We start from the raw sequence: 16735 nt of genomic DNA, 5'->3' as shown, positions 1-16735 counted from the left end.
CATGCCCTGATTTCTGCCTCTTCTACTGATCCCCGATCCAGGGCCGCGTGTTTGCGGCTCCGCGCAGAACGGGGACGACATGGCGGTTTCTCACCAGCAATCAGAGGCGATCCTTCGAGGCGCGCGCATGTTGCGCACGGCCCTCGGCCCCGCCATCGCCGGATTCCTGGAAGACCCGTCGATCGTCGAGGTGATGCTCAATCCCGACGGGCGGCTCTGGGTCGACCGGCTGTCCGAGGGCCTTTCCGACACCGGAGCGCGCCTGTCGCCCGCGGACGGCGAGCGCATCGTTCGCCTCGTCGCGCATCATGTCGGCGCCGAGGTCCATTCCGGTTCACCGCGCGTGTCGGCGGAGCTTCCCGAAACGGGAGAGCGGTTCGAAGGCCTGCTGCCTCCGGTCGTGGCAGCCCCGGCGTTCGCGATCCGCAAACCTGCCGTCGCCGTCTTCACGCTCGCTGACTACATCGCTGCGGAGATCATGTCGGCCGAACAGGCTGAGATCCTGCGCCGCGCCGTCGCGGACCGCCGCAACATCCTCGTCGCCGGCGGCACCTCGACCGGCAAGACCACGCTCACCAACGCCTTGCTCGCCGAAGTGTCGAAGACCTTCGACCGCGTGGTGCTGATCGAGGACACGCGCGAGCTGCAATGCGCCGCGCCCAACCTGGTCGCCATGCGGACGAAGGATGGCGTCGCATCGCTCTCCGATCTCGTCCGCTCCTCGCTTCGCTTGCGCCCCGACCGCATTCCGATCGGAGAGGTACGCGGCGCTGAGGCGCTGGATTTGCTCAAGGCCTGGGGGACAGGCCACCCGGGCGGCATTGGCACGATCCACGCCGGCACCGCGCTCGGCGCGCTGCGCCGCCTCGAGCAGCTCATTCAGGAAGCCGTCATCACCGTCCCGCGCGCGCTGATCGCCGAGACCATCGATCTCGTCGCTGTGCTCAGCGGCCGCGGCTCGACCCGTCGCCTCGCCGAACTCGCCTGCGTCGAGGGCCTTCAGCCCGACGGCGACTACCGCGTCATCCCCGCAACCCAGTCCGCCCAAGGAGATTCCGCATGATCCGCCATGCCCTGCGCACATGCCGTCATATCGCGACGGCCGTGTCCGTCACCGTCGTCAGCATGATGCTGGCCCCAGCCGCTTACGCTTCCGGCTCCTCCATGCCGTGGGAAGCGCCGCTGCAATCGATCCTCGAATCCATCGAGGGGCCGGTCGCCAAGATCATCGCCGTGATGATTATCATCATCACCGGCCTGACACTGGCCTTCGGCGACACGTCGGGCGGAGCCCGAAAATTAATCCAGATCGTGTTCGGCCTCTCCATCGCCTTCGCCGCGTCGAGCTTCTTCCTGTCGTTCTTCTCCTTCGGCGGCGGAGCGCTCGTCTGATGGCGAGCCTGATCGACAGCGCCGGCGACGTGCCGGGCTATGCCGTCCCGGTCCATCGGGCGCTCACCGAGCACATCCTGCTCGGCGGCGCGCCGCGCTCCATCGCGATCCTCAATGGCACACTGGCGGCGGCGCTTGGCCTCGGCTTGCGCCTCTGGCTCGTCGGTCTCGGGCTCTGGGCGATCGGGCATTTCGCCGCTGTGTGGGCGGCCAAACGCGATCCGCAATTCGTCGACGTGGTGCGCCGTCACCTGCGCATCCCCGGCCATCTGAGCGCGTGAGGCCCCCAATGATGAACCTCGCCGAATATCGCCGGACCTCAACGCGCCTCGCGGATTTCCTGCCCTGGGCCGCGCTCGCGGGCGAGGGCATCGTCCTCAACAAGGACGGCAGCTTCCAACGCACCGCCCGCTTTCGCGGTCCCGACCTCGACTCCGCAGTGCCGGCCGAACTCGTCGCCGTCGCCGGTCGCCTCAATAACGCCTTCCGCCGCCTCGGCTCGGGTTGGGCGATATTCGTCGAAGCGCAGCGCCATGGCGCCGGCGCCTATCCGGCGAGCCGCTTTCCCGAGGCGGCGTCCGCCCTGGTCGACGCCGAGCGTAAGGCCGATTTCGAGGAAGACGCCTCGCATTTCGAGTCCAGCTACTTCCTGACCTTCGTCTATCTACCGCCCGCCGAGGACGCCGCCCGCGCCGAGAACTGGCTCTATGAAGGCAAGGCTGACAACGGCCTTGACCCTCATGAGGCGTTGCGCGGCTTCGCTGATCGCACCGACCGCGTGCTCCAGCTCATCGAGAACTTCATGCCGGAATGCGCATGGCTCAATGACGGCGAGACGCTGACCTATCTGCATTCGACCGTCTCGACCAAGCGCCATCGCGTGCGCGTGCCCGAGACGCCGATGTATCTCGACGCGTTGCTGGCCGATCAACCGCTCATCGGCGGACTGGAGCCGCGGCTGGGCGAGACGCATCTCCGCATCCTCACCATTGTCGGTTTTCCGACCGCGACCACGCCCGGGCTGCTCGACGACCTCAACCGGCTGGCCTTTCCCTATCGCTGGTCGACGCGCGCCGTCCTTCTCGACAAGACCGACGCCACCAGGCTGCTCACCAAGATCCGGCGGCAATGGTTCGCCAAGCGCAAGAGCATCATGGCGATCCTCAAGGAGGTGATGACCAACGAGGCTTCGGTGCTCGTCGATACCGATGCGGCGAACAAGGCGGCTGATGCCGACCTCGCGCTCCAGGAACTCGGCGCCGACTATGCCGGTCAGGCCTATGTCACCGCGACGGTCGCCGTCTGGGACGCCGATCCACGCATCGCAGCCGAGAAGCTGCGCCTGGTGGAGAAGATCGTTCAGGGCCGCGACTTCACCGCGATGGCCGAGACGATCAACGCCGTCGATGCCTGGCTTGGCTCGCTGCCGGGCCATGTCTACGCCAACGTCCGGCAACCGCCGATCTCGACGCTCAATCTCGCCCATATGATTCCGCTGTCGGCGGTGTGGGCGGGGCCGGAACGGGACGAGCATTTCGGGCAACCCCCCTTGCTCTACGGCAGGACCGAAGGATCGACCCCGTTCCGGTTTTCCCTTCATGTCGGCGATGTCGGTCACACGCTCGTTGTCGGGCCGACCGGCGCCGGCAAATCGGTGCTGCTGGCGCTGATGGCGCTGCAGTTCCCGCGCTACCCCAACTCACAGGTCTTCGCCTTCGACTTCGGCGGAAGCATCCGAGCCGCGGCGCTCGCGATGGGCGGTGACTGGCACGATCTCGGCGGCGGCCTGACCGAAGGCGCCGCTGACAGCGTCTCGCTGCAACCGCTCGCCGGCATCCACCACGTGCCGGAACGAGCGTGGGCGGCGGACTGGATCGTCGCGATCCTGCAGCGCGAGGGCGTGACGATCGCGCCAGAGGTGAAGGAATACATCTGGACGGCGCTGACCTCGCTGGCCAGTGCGCCTGTCAGCGAGCGCACCATCACCGGGCTTGCCGTCCTCCTTCAATCGAACGACCTGAAACAGGCGCTCCGGCCCTACTGCATCGGCGGCGCCTATGGCCGGCTGCTCGACGGCGAGAGCGAGCATCTTGGCGAAGCCTTTGTGCAGGCGTTCGAGACCGAGGGCCTGATCGGCACGGGCGCCGCGCCCGCCGTGCTCGCCTATCTCTTCCACCGCATCGAAGATCGCCTCGATGGCAGCCCAACGCTGCTCATCATCGATGAAGGCTGGCTCGCGCTCGATGACGAGGATTTCGCCGGTCAGCTCCGCGAGTGGCTGAAGACGCTGCGAAAGAAGAACGCCTCCGTCGTGTTCGCTACGCAATCGCTTTCGGACATCGACAGCTCAACGATCGCGCCCGCCATCGTCGAGAGCTGCCAGACCCGTCTGCTGTTGCCGAACGAGCGCGCGATCGAGCCGCAGATCACCGCGATCTACCGTCGCTTCGGACTCAACGACCGCCAGATCGAGATCCTCTCCCGCGCGATGCCGAAGCGCGACTACTACTGCCAATCCCGGCGGGGCAACCGGCTCTTCGAGCTCGGTCTGTCCGACGTGGCGCTGGCGCTCTGCGCCGCCTCCTCGAAGACCGATCAGGCCGCGATCGAGCGCGTCGTGTCGGAGCACGGCCGCGAAGGATTCCTGCCGGCCTGGCTGCGTCTGCGCGGCGTCGCCTGGGCCGCTGACCTCATCCCCAACCTCAATAACCTGGAGACCCAGTCATGATCTTCCGTCGCTCACGCGCGGCGCTTCTTGCCGCGTCGATCCTTTCCGTCCCCGTGGCGATGTCGCCCGTGATGGTCCAGCCGGCGTCCGCGCAATGGGTCGTCTACGACCCGACGAACTACGTGCAGAATGTTCTCTCCGCCGCTCGGGCGCTGGAGCAGATCAACAATCAGATCACCTCGCTTCAGAACGAAGCGACGATGCTGATCAACCAGGCGCGCAATCTCGCGAGCCTGCCTTACTCCTCGCTTCAGCGCTTGCAGCAGTCCGTGCAGCGGACGCAACAACTGCTCGGTCAGGCGCAGCGCATCGCCTACGACGTCCAGCAGATCGACCAGGCCTTCACCTCCACCTACGGCAATGCGTCGATCTCCGCCTCCGACCAGCAGCTCGTGGCGCAGGCGCGCGAGCGCTGGCAGAACACCGTCGGCGGCCTGCAGGACGCCATGCGGGTGCAGGCCGGCGTCGTCGGCAACATCGACACCAATCGCGCCGAGATGTCGGCGCTCATCGGCCAAAGCCAGGGCGCGACCGGCGCCCTGCAGGCGTCACAGGCCGGAAATCAGCTCCTCGCGCTCCAGGCCCAGCAGCTCGCCGATCTCACGGCCGTCGTCGCCGCGAACGGGCGGGCTCAAGCGCTGACCGAAGCGGAGCGCGCGGCGGCCGCCGAGCAGGGTCGCGAGCAGCGCCGCCGCTTCCTGACGCCCGGCGACGGCTATCAGCCCGGCAACGCCCGCATGTTCCCCAATGGCAACTAAGGAACACCAAGAGGATCATGTCATGGACGGCAAGCTTTTGGCGCGCCTCGGCGCCGTCGTCTTCGTCGCCGTCGCCGTCACCGCGACGGCGATCGAGATGACCCGGAAAGAGGAAGAGCCGGCCGGCCAGGTGGTGCGGCCAGTTGAGGTCACCCCGGCCGATCCGCTGCGCCAGGCGCAGCGGCGGTGCCAACTGCTCGGCGAGGCCGCCGCCCGCGATGCCGAATGCCTGCGCACCTGGGCCGAAACCCGCGACCGATTCCTCGGCATTACGCCGGCGCCGACGTCGCCGCAGCATGACGACGGGCGGTGATCCATGGGCGGCACCGGCGTCATCGACCAGTTCCTGGAGGTCTTCACCCGCTATATCGATAGCGGCTTCGGACTGCTCGGCGGCGAGGTGGCGTTCATCGCCACGACGCTGATCGTCATCGACGTGACCTTGGCCGCACTGTTTTGGAGTTGGGGCGCCGACGACGACATCATGGCGCGCCTGGTCAAGAAGACGCTGTTCGTCGGCGTCTTCGCCTACATCATCGGCAACTGGAATAGCCTCGCGCGCATCGTGTTCGAGAGCTTCGCGGGGCTGGGCCTGAAGGCGTCAGGCACCGGATTCACCATCGAAGATCTCATGCGGCCCGGCCGCGTTGCGCAGACCGGCCTCGACGCCGGCCGCCCGCTACTCGATTCCATCTCCAACCTGATGGGCTGGATCGCCTTCTTCGAGAACTTCATCCAGATCGCCTGCCTGTTGTTCGCCTGGGCGCTGGTGCTGCTCGCCTTCTTCATTCTCGCCGTCCAGCTCTTCGTCACCTTGATCGAGTTCAAGCTGACGACGCTGGCGGGCTTCGTGCTGATTCCCTTCGGCCTGTTCGGCAAATCCGCGTTCATGGCCGAACGCGTTCTCGGCAACGTCATCTCGAGCGGCATCAAGGTGCTGGTGCTCGCCGTCATCATCGGCATCGGCTCAACCTTGTTTTCCCAGTTCACCGCCGGCTTCGCTGGCCAGACGCCGACGATCGACCAGGCCATGGCGATCGTGCTCGCTGCGTTGTCGCTGCTCGGTCTCGGAATCTTCGGTCCGGGCATCGCCAACGGCCTCGTCTCCGGCGGCCCGCAGCTCGGCGCAGGCGCTGCCGTCGGAACCGGGCTCGCGGCGGGAGGGGCGCTGCTGGCGGCTGGCGCAGCGGGTGGAATGGCCCTGCGCGGCGGCGGCGCCGCTCTTTCCGGAACTGCTGCCGCCGCGCGCGGTGGTGCGGCGATGGCCGGAGGTGCTTCGACTGCCTACAGCCTCGGCGCCGCTGGTCAGTCGGGCGCATCCGCCGTTGGTGCGGGAGTCGGCGGCGTTGCTCGCGCCGCTGGCGCGGCCGCCACCTCACCGCTACGGCGCGCGGCCGCCCGCGCGGCTGACAGCATGAAATCGAGCTTCTCCGGTGGCGCCAAATCCGCGTTCGCCGCAACGGGCGGCACGTCGACCATGGGCACGATCGGCGGAAGCGCGGCGGAGGCTGCGCCACCCGCGGCGGCTGACGGGCCGCCGGCCTGGGCCCAGCGCATGAAGCGCTCTCAGGCCTTGAGCCACGGTGTGACGGCCGCCGCCCACGCCGTTCGCAGCGGCGACAGCCATGGCGGCGGCTCCTCCATCAACCTCTCCCAAGGCGATCGCTGATGTTCAAACGACCTTCCACTCACTACGGCAAAGCACCCGAGCCCGAGACACCTTATCAGCGCGCCTCCCAGGTCTGGGACGAGCGCATCGGCGCCGCGCGCGTCCAGGCGAAGAACTGGCGCTTCATGGCGTTTGGTTCGCTGCTCCTCTCTGCCAGCTTTGCGGCGGCGCTCGTCTGGCAGTCAGCCCGCGGCACGATCGTGCCTTGGGTGGTGCAGGTCGACAGATTCGGCCAGGCCCAGGCGGTCGCACCGGCAGTCGCAGACTATCGTCCCACCGATCCGCAGATCGCTTTTCATCTCGCGCGCTTCATCGAGCAGGTCCGCTCGATTCCGTCCGACGCCATCATCGTCCGACAGAACTGGCTTCGCGCCTACGACTTCACGACGGACCGCGGCGCGATGGCGCTGAACGACTACGCGCGCTCGAACGACCCTTTCACCAAGGTCGGCCGGCAGCAGATCGCGGTCGACGTCTCCAGCGTCATCCGGGCCTCGCCGGACAGTTTCCGCGTCGCCTGGGTCGAGCGCCGGTACGAGAACGGCCAGCTCGCCGAGACGACCCGCTGGACCGCCATCCTCACCATCGTCGTGCAGGTGCCGCGCAACGCCGACCGGCTGCGCGCCAACCCGCTCGGAATCTACGTCAACGCCATCAACTGGTCACGGGAGCTTGGGCAATGAAGCCGTCTTTCCGTAACGCCGGCAACCCGGCTTCTCGCACGTCCACATTTACGATTCTCCTGCTGTGCACGTCGGCGCTCGCTGGCTGCGCCACGGCCAACAGGCCGCCCGAGATATCCTACGACAACGCCGTGCCGGCGGCGCTGGGTGCCGATCCTCCCGCTCCCGTGCGTGTGGTCGAAATTCCGAGGCCGCTCCCGCTGCCCGGGCAATTGCAGCCCGTTGAACCATCGCGCCGAACGCCGGAGCCGACCGACCCAACGGCGCGCGTCAACCAGGCCAATGCCGCCGCACGCGTTCAGCCCGTTCGAGACGGCTTCATCAACGCCATGCAGGTCTATCCCTACACGGGCGGCGCGCTCTATCAGGTCTATACGGCCGTCGGCCAGATCACCGACATCGCGCTTCAGCCTGGCGAACAACTGGTTGGCTCCGGCCCGGTCGCCGCCGGCGACACGGTGCGGTGGATTATCGGCGACACGGTGAGCGGTTCGGGCGCGACCCAACAAGTCCACATCCTGGTCAAGCCGACCCGCGCCGACCTGATGACGAATCTCATCATCAACACCAATCTGCGCACGTATCACATGGAGCTGCGCTCCACCGAGCGCACCTATATGGCGTCGGTGTCCTGGCAGTATCCGCAGGACCAGCTCATCGCGCTGCGGCGCCAGAACGCGCAAGCCGAGGCCAGCAGTCCCGTCGCAACCGGCGTCGACCTCACCAACATCAATTTCCGCTACGCCATTGAAGGCGATCGTGCGCCGTGGCGACCGCTACGCGCTTATGACGATGGGCGCCAGGTCTTCATCGAGTTTCCCCGCGGCATCGGCCAGGGCGAAATGCCGCCGCTGTTCGTCGTCGGTCCGGAGGGTAACACCTCCGAACTCGTCAACTACCGCGTCCGCGCCAACTACATGATCGTCGACCGCCTGTTCGCGGCCGCCGAACTGCGCTTCGGCGCCGGCGACCGGCAGAAGCGCGTCCGCATCGTCCGCACCGATGGGAGGCCGGCGTCGTGAGCGAGCCAGAACCCCGGAAAGAAGAAGACGAGGCGCCGCTGACCGGGCCGGCCGGAGACACGGCCGCCCCGATGCGGCTCCGTGCGGACACGCCGCGCGTCACGCGGCTCTCGCGCAAGGTGCTTGCCGGCATCGGACTCGTGGCGAGCGTCGGCATAGGCGGTGCGCTCATTTATGCGCTCCAGACCGGCGACGCGGGGAGGCCGGCGGACGAACTTTACTCGACCGATAATCGGTCGACCGCCGATGGCCTGGCCGGATTGCCCCGCGACTACAGCGGCGTTCCCCAGCTCGGACCGCCGCTCCCGGGCGACCTCGGGCGCCCCATCCTGGGCGCGCAAAATCGTGGCCAGCCATTGCCGAACCAGCCCAATCCCGGCCTCAGCGCGGAGGAGCAGCGACGGCTGCAGGAGATCGAAACCGCCCGCGTCAGCAGGCTCTTCAGCGGCACCGAGAATCGGCCCATGGCCTCGACGGGCCCCGGCGCCGCGACGATCGCGCCGCCGGTGCCGGACCTCACCGGCCTCGGCCTCGCGCCGCCACCCGCCACCCCATCGGCCCAGGATCGGCAGCTCGCATTTCTCAATGCGGCGGCCGATCGGCGCACCGTCGCACCCGATCGCGTCGCTGCACCGGCGTCGCCTTACATCCTGCAGGCAGGCGCCGTGATCGCGGCGGCGCTCATCACCGGCATCCGCTCCGATCTACCCGGCCAGATCACCGCGCAGGTGACGGAAAATATCTATGACAGCCCAACGGGACGTATCCTCCTGGTGCCGCAAGGCACGCGGATCATTGGCCAGTATGACAACAATGTTCAGTTCGGCCAAAGCCGCGTCCTCTTGGTCTGGAATCGTCTGATCTTCCCGAACGGACGCTCGATCGTTCTCGAGCGTCAGCCCGGCGCCGATGCCGAGGGCTACGCCGGCCTTCAGGATGGCGTCGACTATCATTGGTGGGAGCTGGCCAAGGCGGAGGGACTGTCCACGTTGTTAAGCATCGGGACCGAGCTCGCCACCAACGACGACGACCGACTGATCCAGGCGCTCCGCAACGGCGGGCAGGACACCATCAACGATGCCGGCCAGCAGATCGTGCGCCGTCAGCTTAACGTCGCGCCGACGCTGACGATCCGGCCGGGCTTTCCCGTGCGCGTGATTGTCACCCGGGATTTGGTGCTCGAACCCTACGGAGGCTAGCCGATGGCCAAGCTTAAGCTCGGGCCGCTCGAAGACGACAAGCCGGTGAAGATCTCGGTGGAACTGCCCGCCGCCCTTCACCGCGATCTCATCGCGTATGCAGAAATCCTTGGCCGAGAAAGCGGCCAAGCTGTGGATCCGGCCAAGCTGGTCGCACCAATGATCGCGCGGTTCATGGCGACGGATCGGGGTTTCGCGAAGATGCGCCACGCGGCCCGTTCCCGTTTGCAACCGGCGGGCAGCGCTCCTCCAAGAGGCGAATGAAGTTCCGAAGCGCTGGATTGTCGTTGCCGTCCCGCCAATGGGCGCGATAGCCGATCCGAGTAGAGCCGTTGCCGTCACGGGCCTCGCGATAGACGACACCGGCATAGCTAGCGCCCAGGGCCGCTTCGCACATGACGCTCACACCGCGACCCGCGCCAACCAAACTCTTGATATTCTCTGGACTGACATCGTGCCGGACGATGTCAAGCAGATCGCCGGGCGAGGAGAGCTTGGCCACAAGAATGTCCTGGATCTCGGGACCGGGATCGCGCTCGCTCAGCAAGAAACGTTCACGCTTCAGGTCCATCCAGTAGATGATCTCGTTCGCGGCAAGCGGATGATTCTCAGGCAAGGCGACGAGTATACGCTCGCTCCACAAGGCCATTGAGTGATTGAAATCCGAAGCCGGCTCCCCCGTAACGACGGCGATGTCGACAGAGCCATTCTGAATTCCATCGAACAAGCGCGAGCGCGATCCTTCGACCGTGCTGATCTCCACCTCCGGAAAGCGATGGCCATACTCGACGAGACTTGCCCTGAGGTTGCCGGTCGAGAGAGAGGTGTAAAAGCCGATGGTTAGGTATCCTGCCTCGCCGCGCCCAACAGCCTTCGTCCCATCAATGACGATCTGCAGTTCGCTTAGAACGCCTCGAACGCCATGGACAAAGTCACGACCTGCGGCGGTCGCCCTGACACCGCAGCTCGTGCGTTCGAATAGCGTGACGCCAAGCGCATCTTCGAGGTATCTGATCCTCCGGCTCAGATTGGATTGCTTGAGTGCCAGAGAATCCGCCGCCTTGCGGAAACTGCCACAACGTTCCGCCGCCTCGGCATATCGGAGATGCTTGAGATCAATAGTCATGGATCTCGCGCCGGTAAAAGCTGCTTACCGCAGCGGGCGGCCTCGGTTGGCGGGATGGTCCGCAGCGAAGGTTTACTCGTATCGCCTCGGGCGATTGCTGCGGACATTTGTAAGCTCTCAGCGATCATTTCGGCCTTCTGGCGGAAGAGGTCGGCCGCTGCAGCAGGGCATGTCTCACCGGCAGTCTCAACGAAAAGACAAAGCCACTTCGCGAAGTGGGCCGCGTGTAGGTCGAGCGCGCTGTGTTTGGCAACGGGATTGCCTTTGTATCGGCCGCTCATGAGAAGTACCGACGACCAGAAATCGATCATTCTAAGAAGATGGGGTTCCCAGTCGTCGACCACGCTTGCGAAGATAGGACCGAGGTTGGGATCGATGCGGACCTTGGCATAAAATGCGCGGACCTGGGCATCGATCATATCTTCGGTAATGCCGACTGCCGCACCGGGGGCCAGTCGACAGCGACGCTCTCCGGCACTCTCGCTCATAGACGGCTTGCCAGATTCATCAGTCAAACCCTCTACCGTCAAGCAACTGGGGAATTGCGCATCCCGACTCGTCACAGCGGCCATCTCGGGCGGTTTGATTGTCACCTGCCACGATGGATTCGGACAATAACGTGCCGATAATGCTACCGAGGCTCAGGTCGTCGACGTGCCCGAATTTCTGAAAGCGACGGATGCCGGCGCGGTCGATTACGGCCAGCGTCGGTGTACCCTGCATGTTGTAGGCCGTCATGGTTGCCGGGAGGCGGCCTTCCTGCTGATCGATCCCGATCGGGAACGACAAGCGGTATTCGTGAGCAAAGGCTGCGAGCGCCTCGCGAGTACCTTGCGCTTCGTGATGTTCGAATACCGTGTGTAGACCGATCACCGCGACTTGACTGTTAGGGAACGCTTGGCTGATGCGTTGCGCCTGCGGCAGGCCATGCGAGACGCAGCCTGGGCAGAGCATCTGGAATGCTTCGATTATCAGGATGCGTCCGCGGAAGTCAGGGATATCAAGGTGCTTATCGCTATTTAGCCACCCGCTTGTCTTGATCGGAGGGGCAGGCTGAGGGTTCATTAGGGGAAACTCCTTGAGAACTTTTGGCCGAGCCCCCTCTCCGAGAGCCCGGCCGAAGTTGAGTCAGGCAACGCGCTTCAACTGGACGCCGGGAAAATCCACTGGGACCTTCAGCGTGACGTTGATGTAGTTCGTGAAGAGATTGAGCGCGACGTGAGCGATGATCTCCACCATGCCTTCGTCGTCGAAGCCGGCGGCCTTGAGCGCGGCAACGTCGGCATCGGTGACGGCAGCGCGATCGCGAACGACCTTGAGCGCGAACGTCAGGGCCGCCTGGGTGCGCGGATCGGAAGACTTGCCGACCTGGGCGGCCGCCATATCTTCTCCGGACGCGCCGGCCTTGCGACCGAGCGCCGTGTGTGCAGCGAGGCAGTATTCGCAGTTGTTGGCATTGGCGACCGCCACTGCAATTTCCTCGCCCAAACGTGCGCCGAGCGTGCCGCCGCCCAGGGCCCCGAACGACCCCCACATGCTATTCAACGCGGCGGGCGAGTTGGCCACGGCCTTGAACATGTTCGGGACGACGCCGAAGGCGCCATTGATCTGGTCGAGGGTCGGCTTGACCGACGACGAGGACGAGGCTGGATCAACGAGATTGACGTGTGCCATAGTAGAACTCCTTCTCTGTTGCTTGGAGGGGGATTTTCAGAGCGGTCCGGCGATGGCAGTCGCCGGGCCGCTTTCGTGTTCCGACGTTACTTGCCGGGAACCACTTTGCCCGGCAGCGACAGATTGCCGGATGCAACTTTGTAGACATTCGCGACGCACAGAAGCGGCGTATGGAGATTGGCGTTCACTCGCAGGCCGGCGGTCACACCGTCGAATGACGCGGTGGCGATGGCGCCAATCTTCTCGAGCGGGATGTGGACTTCGACCGCATCGCCAGTGAGTTCGGTCTTGTATTCCGGGCTGTCGATGAGGATCGGCGCGCCCGGCCAAGTTTCGGGCAGTCTCGGCTTCGTGCCTTCGGGGATATCTCTGACCTTAAGGCCGCCAGGGCAGGCGTTGTCCTCGCTCAGCACGACCCAATGCGGATGCCAGCGGTCGCGGTTCTTGCCGCCATAGGCCGCGTCGTCGAAGTCTGGGTGGAAAGTCACTGCGAGCGCGACGATGCCCTGGTCCCTCTCAAAGCCCACGTCCCAGGAGTTGAGCGTGGTCGGCCAGACATAGGCGTAAACTTCGGAACCCTCGAACTTCCCGGTGGCCTGCGGCGTCACCTTTCCGGCATCAGCGCGCACACGTGTGCGAAAGATGGCGTGGCCATGATCGGTGACGATGCTTGTTTCGATGATGTCGAACGAGGCCATAACCGCCTGATTGCTGGCCGTCGTAATCTCGTGTGCCGATGCGTTGACCGAGACGCAGCACAGCGCCGCAGCCACGAGGCCAAAGCCGCATGAACTCTTGATCTTCATGATGGTGTATTCTCCTTCTCAGATTGATGGTTCGGCTTGGAGGGTCGGCGATCCCTTGGCGAAGGTCGTCCAGGTGGCAGCCTGAACGACGGGATCAGCCGCATCGTGCTCACCGCAATCGAGCCGGAGATCCCGGCCACCGATGGCGGCATTCACGAAAGCACAGTGATGCGGTGAAGCCTCGCCCGGGTGGGCGTGTGGCCGAAAATGACGGCAGGAGACGCACATCCTTTGAACCGGGATTGCGCCTGCAAGTTGGAGCTGCCGGATCAGAGTGATCTGCGTCAACAGCAATTCCTCTTGGGCTGCCGGCGAGAGGCTTGCCAGCGCTCTGGCAACCTGAGGTGACGCGCGGAACGCTGTGGCTCCGAGGTGCCGGCCTTCAGGTGTTACCCGCACGATTGCGGCTCGCGCATCACTCGGGTCGGGTTCCCGACGGACGAGCCCTTTGCGCGAAAGCGCACCCAAAGTGTCTGCGATGCTCGCCGCGGAAACTGCGAGATGGGCAGCGATCTCTTTTGGCCTCAATCCGGCTGGTCGACCCGCAAGGAGGCTAAGCACCTGCGCTTGGCTCGGATTTAAGCCCGCATCACCGGCAGTGGCCCATAGTTCCGCGCGGAGAACGAGCGCGATTCTATCGAAGCCTTCACGAAGGCGAATGACAATCGGGTCTGAGTCGGATGCATGATCCATAAATCCATCATTTAGGACTCCTAATTAAATGTCAACAGGCTCTTCTCGATCAGTCTGCAATTTTCCGATCGCTGATCTGTGTCGGCTCCGACGCCGACGGATGGACCAGTCCGTCGTACTAGCTTTGGCGTGCTTCGGTCCCAGCCCCGCCCTTTGACCGCAGGCCGGAGTTAATGGCGGTCCAGCGGAAACGCATTTATCCGTTTCATCAACGCTGGGGCATTTCTGCTGCCATCCACGGAACGGTTCACATCGGTGAGCCGACAATCATCATCTCGTCGGCACCGGCCGCATATGTGCGCTTCAGTACCGCAAATACTTCAGACGTTGCCCACGCGCATGCGTCAGCGAATTGACGGCCTTCACATACAGCCGTCACGAACAAGGCGGTGAAAAGATCGCCGGTGCCGCAGGGCCGGATCGGGTAGCCGGGAAACGCTTGTACGATGCAAATCCGGGGACGAGCAAAGGATCGTCTCGACCTCGCCGACCGCTGTGTCGTCGAGCACACATCCCGTCACAACAATGCCGCCAGTTCCACGGCCGATCAACGCGGCGGCGGCTTCTGCGACCATCTCGGCCGAGCGCCCCTTGCATCGGGCGAGCAGCTCCAGTTCATATTGATTGGGCGTGATGAGCGAGGCCATCGGCACGAGCCGGTCGCGGAAGTTCTCGACCAGGCCAACCGCCGCAAACACGCCGAGGTCGTCGTCGCCCATGACGGGATCGCAGACATAGAGTAGCTCCGGATTGCGCTGCCTTGCGCGTTCCACGAAATCAGCAACGACGGCCGCGATCTCCACCGACCCGAGATAGCCGCTCAGGATCACCGTGGCGGTCTCGACCAGTCCACGATCCTCGACGCCGCGCAGCAAGTCCGCCACCAGTTCAGGTTCCAGTATCCGGCCACGCATTGTTGGATAATGCGGATGGTTGGAAAGCAGCGCCGTCGGCACGGCGGCGACCTGCAGTCCTCGCGCCTGCATGGGAAAGACGGCGGCGCTATTACCGACATGACCGTGGACCACTTGGCTCTGGATCGAGATCACCTGCATCAGCCGACCCCCGCCGCGCCTGGCCAGTAGTGAGAATCGGGCAACGGGCGCGGCCCGAACACCGCCTGACCGACGCGCACAATGGTCGCGCCTTCCTCTATGGCAATCTCGTAGTCGCCCGACATGCCCATTGAGAGATGCCGGAGCGCCTCGCCTTGGGGCGCGTCATCCATAGCCCGGTCGCGGATGTCGCGGAGCACACGGAAACAGCGTCGGACTTCGGCGATATTCGGCGTGAACCGTGCCAGCGTCATGAAACCCCGCGGCCGCAGACTGTTGAACGCTGCCAGTTCCTTGAGGAAGGCCGCCACCTCGTCAGGGTGGAGGCCATATTTGCTGGCCTCGTCCGATGTGTTGACTTGCACTAGCACGTCCAGGCCACGCCCGAGATGCTGGAGCCGCTTGTCCAGGGTGGCCGTAAGCGAAAGCCGGTCGAGCGACTGCACCTCTTCGGCGAAGCGCAGCACGTCCTTGACTTTGTTGCTCTGAAGATGCCCGATCATAGTCCATCGAACAGCATCGCCCGCCAGCGCCTCGGCTTTCCCGCGACCTTCCTGCACCTTATTCTCGCCAAGGTCTCGCTGACCAGCCGCGACCGCCTCACGGACACGTTCGGGCTCGATCGTCTTTGTGACGAGCACGAGGCGCACGTCCCGAGCCTCGCGCCCCGAACGCACCGCCGCATCTCGGATGCGCGCGCTCACCCGAGCAAGATTATCAGCAACACTGGCCATTATCTTCCACCGGATAGCAGGCTGTCAGTCGCGCCACCTCCTGCCGGACGACCGCCGCGTCAAGCCAGACGCCGATGTCGTCGGCAACGGCCCGTATTCGCGCGAAGTCGATATTGCGGGGATAGGCTGACCCACCCGCGAAGATGAGGCAGGGCTGGCACTCGCGCGCGAGCCGTTCCAGATCGTCATAGTCGATCCGTTCGTCATCGCGATTCACAACGTAAGCGGACACCGCAAACCACCGGCCTGACAGGCTGACCGGCGAGCCGGTTGGAGTGCGACTATAGGACAAATCGTTATTAGACCCATGGGCCACATTTGATTGTACACGGGTGTTTAGAGTCCTCTGACTGGGAGGAACCCCTCCGACTTCAGTCGGATACTGGCTTCAGCCACAGACTCGGTGCTATGGCGTATCGCTCCGGTTGTCACACAACATTTCATCATCGCTACCATCTCGTCTGGGCACCGAAGTACCGGTACAAGGTGCTCATCGGTGATGTGCGCTTGCGTGTTCGCGAGATCATCAAGCAGGTGTGCGATGAAATGGGCGTGACCATCGTCAACGGCGCATTGTCGCGCGATCACGTGCATATGTTCGTCGAGATTCCGCCGCACGTCTCGGTCAGCGATTTCGTGCGCCGGGCGAGGGGCCGGTCATCGCGCAAGATCCAGCAGGAGTTCGAACACATCCGCAAACGCTACTGGGGCCAACGCTTCTGGCAGCGTGGCTACTTCTCGACCACATCCGGCAACATCACCGGTGACATCATCATGCGTTATCTGGACCGACATACCCACAAGGATGGCTTCAGCCCCTCCGCATGATCCTACCGGCGTCAGCCGGTCAGTCATTCAGATATCCTCGGCCCGAAAGAACTCAACAAACATGCGGACGGGTCCGAGTGGCTGAACCTCATGCACCTGCTCGGGTCGAACAATGCCCGGCTCTCCTCGCTCAAGTACCGTCTCACTCGAAGGTTCATGAATCCGATAGAGCAGTTTCCCATCGAGGACGTGGATCAACGCCCATGTGCCGGCTTTGGTGCTATGGTCGCGCTGCAGGCCAGCCGGAAGCGTGTCCTGGTCGAATTCGGGGGATCGGCTGTAGGCGACGAGGCCAGGCGGGAGTTCGCTCATGCTGGCGCCGATCCGGCGGGCCCTGACTCTTGCCTGGGCAGGACGTGGTGGTTCAA

Annotated in this window: 22 protein-coding genes; 12 read left to right on the top strand and 10 right to left on the bottom strand. The window is 64.6% G+C overall.

All coding sequences use genetic code 11. The annotated features are described in order from the left end of the window. The first annotated feature begins 79 nt into the window (after positions 1–79). Genes trbB through DKG75_RS15895 form a run of 11 tightly spaced genes read left to right on the top strand, consistent with a single transcriptional unit; the run spans position 80 to position 9715 of the window. On the top strand, positions 80–1063 hold the full coding sequence (trbB, locus tag DKG75_RS15945; protein WP_109922146.1) for a P-type conjugative transfer ATPase TrbB: 984 nt from the start codon (positions 80–82) through the stop codon (positions 1061–1063). Further along, positions 1060–1392 carry a TrbC/VirB2 family type IV secretion system protein gene (locus tag DKG75_RS15940; protein WP_109922144.1) on the top strand — a complete coding sequence of 111 codons (333 nt, stop codon included), beginning with the start codon at positions 1060–1062 and terminating at the stop codon, positions 1390–1392. The genes trbB and DKG75_RS15940 overlap by 4 nt, the downstream gene beginning before the upstream one ends. After that, positions 1392–1673: a VirB3 family type IV secretion system protein gene (locus DKG75_RS15935; protein WP_109922142.1), complete on the top strand. Its 282-nt coding sequence runs from the start codon at positions 1392–1394 to the stop codon at positions 1671–1673. Before DKG75_RS15940 ends, DKG75_RS15935 begins: the two co-directional genes overlap by 1 nt. Before the next feature lie 8 nt (positions 1674–1681). After that, complete coding sequence (gene trbE, locus DKG75_RS15930; RefSeq protein ID WP_109922140.1) at positions 1682–4120, top strand: conjugal transfer protein TrbE; 2439 nt, start codon at positions 1682–1684, stop codon at positions 4118–4120. Further along, positions 4117–4878, top strand: a complete 762-nt coding sequence (gene trbJ, locus DKG75_RS15925) for a P-type conjugative transfer protein TrbJ (protein ID WP_109922138.1) — start codon at positions 4117–4119, stop codon at positions 4876–4878. The genes trbE and trbJ overlap by 4 nt, the downstream gene beginning before the upstream one ends. Positions 4879–4900: 22 nt before the next feature. Beyond that, positions 4901–5191, top strand: coding sequence for a putative entry exclusion protein TrbK-alt (gene trbK-alt / locus DKG75_RS15920; protein ID WP_109922136.1), 291 nt, complete (start codon positions 4901–4903; stop codon positions 5189–5191). Positions 5192–5194: 3 nt separating this feature from the next. Beyond that, entirely contained in the window at positions 5195–6547 is a 1353-nt protein-coding gene (gene trbL / locus DKG75_RS15915; protein WP_109922134.1) for a P-type conjugative transfer protein TrbL, read from the top strand. Then, positions 6547–7230: a conjugal transfer protein TrbF gene (trbF, locus tag DKG75_RS15910; RefSeq protein ID WP_109922132.1), complete on the top strand. Its 684-nt coding sequence runs from the start codon at positions 6547–6549 to the stop codon at positions 7228–7230. Before trbL ends, trbF begins: the two co-directional genes overlap by 1 nt. Next, positions 7227–8252 carry a P-type conjugative transfer protein TrbG gene (trbG, locus tag DKG75_RS15905; protein WP_109922130.1) on the top strand — a complete coding sequence of 342 codons (1026 nt, stop codon included), beginning with the start codon at positions 7227–7229 and terminating at the stop codon, positions 8250–8252. The genes trbF and trbG overlap by 4 nt, the downstream gene beginning before the upstream one ends. After that, positions 8249–9451, top strand: a complete 1203-nt coding sequence (locus DKG75_RS15900; protein ID WP_109922129.1) for a TraB/TrbI/VirB10 family type IV secretion system protein — start codon at positions 8249–8251, stop codon at positions 9449–9451. The genes trbG and DKG75_RS15900 overlap by 4 nt, the downstream gene beginning before the upstream one ends. Positions 9452–9454: 3 nt before the next feature. Beyond that, positions 9455–9715 carry a DUF2274 domain-containing protein gene (locus DKG75_RS15895; protein ID WP_109922128.1) on the top strand — a complete coding sequence of 87 codons (261 nt, stop codon included), beginning with the start codon at positions 9455–9457 and terminating at the stop codon, positions 9713–9715. Here the strand turns inward: DKG75_RS15895 and DKG75_RS15890 are convergent. The 9 genes from DKG75_RS15890 to DKG75_RS15850 all read right to left on the bottom strand — a co-directional run bounded on the left by DKG75_RS15890 (position 9624) and on the right by DKG75_RS15850 (position 15855). Continuing rightward, on the bottom strand, positions 9624–10577 hold the full coding sequence (locus DKG75_RS15890; protein ID WP_109922126.1) for a LysR family transcriptional regulator: 954 nt from the start codon (positions 10575–10577) through the stop codon (positions 9624–9626). The genes DKG75_RS15895 and DKG75_RS15890 overlap by 92 nt on opposite strands. After that, positions 10574–11065 carry a group III truncated hemoglobin gene (locus DKG75_RS15885; RefSeq protein WP_208112086.1) on the bottom strand — a complete coding sequence of 164 codons (492 nt, stop codon included), beginning with the start codon at positions 11063–11065 and terminating at the stop codon, positions 10574–10576. Before DKG75_RS15885 ends, DKG75_RS15890 begins: the two co-directional genes overlap by 4 nt. 19 nt (positions 11066–11084) lie before the next feature. Further along, complete coding sequence (locus DKG75_RS15880) at positions 11085–11642, bottom strand: redoxin domain-containing protein (protein ID WP_109922124.1); 558 nt, start codon at positions 11640–11642, stop codon at positions 11085–11087. 63 nt (positions 11643–11705) lie between these two features. Next, a complete protein-coding gene (locus DKG75_RS15875; protein WP_109922122.1) occupies positions 11706–12251 on the bottom strand; it encodes a carboxymuconolactone decarboxylase family protein in 546 nt (181 codons plus the stop codon). 86 nt (positions 12252–12337) lie between these two features. Next, positions 12338–13057: a hypothetical protein gene (locus tag DKG75_RS15870; RefSeq protein ID WP_109922121.1), complete on the bottom strand. Its 720-nt coding sequence runs from the start codon at positions 13055–13057 to the stop codon at positions 12338–12340. Between the two features lie 18 nt (positions 13058–13075). Further along, entirely contained in the window at positions 13076–13750 is a 675-nt protein-coding gene (locus DKG75_RS23865; RefSeq protein WP_109922119.1) for a MarR family winged helix-turn-helix transcriptional regulator, read from the bottom strand. A gap of 362 nt (positions 13751–14112) precedes the next feature. Further along, a complete protein-coding gene (pdxY, locus tag DKG75_RS15860) occupies positions 14113–14805 on the bottom strand; it encodes a pyridoxal kinase (RefSeq protein WP_243746543.1) in 693 nt (230 codons plus the stop codon). Then, complete coding sequence (locus DKG75_RS15855; protein WP_109922118.1) at positions 14805–15539, bottom strand: YggS family pyridoxal phosphate-dependent enzyme; 735 nt, start codon at positions 15537–15539, stop codon at positions 14805–14807. Before DKG75_RS15855 ends, pdxY begins: the two co-directional genes overlap by 1 nt. After that, positions 15523–15855 carry a hypothetical protein gene (locus DKG75_RS15850; RefSeq protein WP_109922116.1) on the bottom strand — a complete coding sequence of 111 codons (333 nt, stop codon included), beginning with the start codon at positions 15853–15855 and terminating at the stop codon, positions 15523–15525. The genes DKG75_RS15855 and DKG75_RS15850 overlap by 17 nt, the downstream gene beginning before the upstream one ends. Positions 15856–15947: 92 nt before the next feature. Between DKG75_RS15850 and tnpA the strand changes: the two genes are divergently transcribed. Next, positions 15948–16367 carry an IS200/IS605 family transposase gene (gene tnpA, locus DKG75_RS15845; RefSeq protein ID WP_109922331.1) on the top strand — a complete coding sequence of 140 codons (420 nt, stop codon included), beginning with the start codon at positions 15948–15950 and terminating at the stop codon, positions 16365–16367. A gap of 27 nt (positions 16368–16394) precedes the next feature. On the opposite strand, the gene DKG75_RS15840 is transcribed toward tnpA, so the two are convergent. Next, on the bottom strand, positions 16395–16679 hold the full coding sequence (locus DKG75_RS15840) for a TehB family protein (protein WP_109922114.1): 285 nt from the start codon (positions 16677–16679) through the stop codon (positions 16395–16397). Positions 16680–16735: the final 56 nt, after the last annotated feature.

It is taken from the genome of Zavarzinia compransoris, assembly GCF_003173055.1.
Classification (GTDB): Bacteria; Pseudomonadota; Alphaproteobacteria; order Zavarziniales; family Zavarziniaceae; genus Zavarzinia; species Zavarzinia compransoris.
Note: the sequence above shows the minus strand (reverse complement) of the source record. Positions and strands in the feature narration are given on the sequence as shown.